The 1706-nt window shown below is 73.7% G+C and carries 1 protein-coding gene and 1 pseudogene; both read right to left on the minus strand.

Translation table 11 applies throughout. The features are described 5' to 3' along the window. A pseudogene (locus ACY45C_RS04530) lies at positions 1 to 224 on the minus strand (tyrosine--tRNA ligase); the annotation flags it as partial. A gap of 47 nt (positions 225 to 271) precedes the next feature. After that, positions 272 to 1612 (minus strand): S8 family serine peptidase, encoded by a 1341-nt coding sequence (locus tag ACY45C_RS04535; protein WP_462186383.1) that lies wholly within the window; start codon positions 1610 to 1612, stop codon positions 272 to 274. Between the last annotated feature and the right edge of the window lie 94 nt (positions 1613 to 1706).

Here is a 1706-nt window from a genome sequence, read left to right on the forward strand (position 1 = left end):
GTGCCACCGCCGAACAGGGTGACCGCGCCGATCCCCGCCCGTGCGGCCCGGATCAGCAGGGTCATCGGCAGCAGGTTGCCGATCGTCAGCGAGGGGGCCGTCGGGTCGAAGCCGATGTAGCAGCGCCGCCGTCCGCTGTCGAGGTGCTCCCGCAGTTCGGCGGGATCGGTGCTGTCGTGGAGGAGTCCACGCCAGGACAGCTCGTCCAGGAGCGCGTGTGTCATGGGCCCATGGTAAAAGTGGCGCGCCGGTCCACCGTGTCACGGCGAGATCACCCGGTAGGGGAGTGCGGGCGGACGCGGCTGCCCGTGCGGCCGGGCCCCGCCCGCGCCGCGCGCTGCCAGGCGTACAGCAGATGTGTCACGATCCCGAGCAGGACGCCCAGCGAGGCCGCGATGCCGAGCCCGGCGGCCCAGGCCAGTGGCGAGAGTTCCGACGAGCCCGGGCCGGCTGCGCCGATCTGACCGGTGCTCGTCGGACCGGTGCTCGTGAGCGTGGCGTCGTCCCCGTGGGTCGTCGCGTCGTCGGCGGATCCCCGGGCCTGCCCGCCGGGCATGATGCGGCCGGCGGCCGGCGCGGGCCCGCCCACCCCCCAGCGCGTCGGTTCCGACAGCAGCGGATTGGTCCTGACCACCGGTACGGCCCGGGTCAGCGCCGCGACGGGGTCGACGATGCCGAAGCCGAACTCATCGTCGCGGCCAGGAGGGCCCGCATCCCGCGCGGTGTAGACGAGCCGCTCGATGACGTTGGGTGCGTCCAGGTCCGGCTGGGCGGCCCGGATGAGGGCGACAACGCCCGCGACGATCGCCGCGGAGTTCGAGGTACCGCCCCCGGTGTCCAGGCCGTCCGGGGAGACCCTGGTCGGGACGGGGGCCCGGATACCGGGGGCCGGCGCGGCGATGACGGCCCGCGGCCCGCGGGCCGATTCCCGCCAGAAACCATCAGCGGCCGTCGATCCGGTCACCGCGACCACTCCCGGGATGCTGGCGGGGGAGTTGATCGCGGTGTCGCCGGACTCGACGTTCCCCGCCGAGGCGACCACCACCACGTCGTGCGCGAGGGCGTAGCCGACCGCCTTCTCCTCGTCCGGGGTCGCCGCCCCCGTCGAGCCCAGGGAAAGGTTGATGACGTCGGCGCCCAGGTCGACCGCCCGGCGGATGCCGATCGCGACCTTCTCCGAGTTCGTCTCGGCGCCGGTCGAGACGGGCAGGATCTTGGCGGCCGGGGCGATGCCGCGGACCTCGGGCCGGCCGTTGTCGTTGCGACCGGCGATGATGCCCGCCATGGCGGTGCCGTGCCCGTTCGGATCATTGTCGCGCCAACCGTCCCGCGCCGCCCCGGGACCGATACCGGTACCGGGAAGCAGCTGACCCCACAACTTGGGCTGGCTGGCGTCGACCCCGCCGTCGATGACGGCCACCACCGTGCCCGCGCCCTGGCTGATCCGGTGTGCCTGGGCGAGTCCCAGGACAGCGTGGTACCACTGCGAGCCTCGGGCGGGCGCGATCGGAGCCGGGTCGGGCCCGGCCGCGTGCGGCGGGACGACGGCGCCGGCCGGAGCGGTCGTCATCACGAGGCCGACCAGCAGGCCGAGCATGGCGCGGTGGTGCATGAGGGGGTCCTGCCTCCGGGGCTACCGCTCGGCGGGCGTGGCTGATCGTGTCCGGTTACGCGCCCTGTTTGAGGAAGTTTTCCACATTGCATGG

The organism is Frankia sp. CcWB2, assembly GCF_977927585.1.

Bases quoted from the DNA above. Each gene is read 5' to 3' on its own strand.
- ACY45C_RS04535 (WP_462186383.1), bottom strand. From the start codon at position 1,612: ATGCACCACCGCGCCATGCTCGGCCTGCTGGTCGGCCTCGTGATGACG.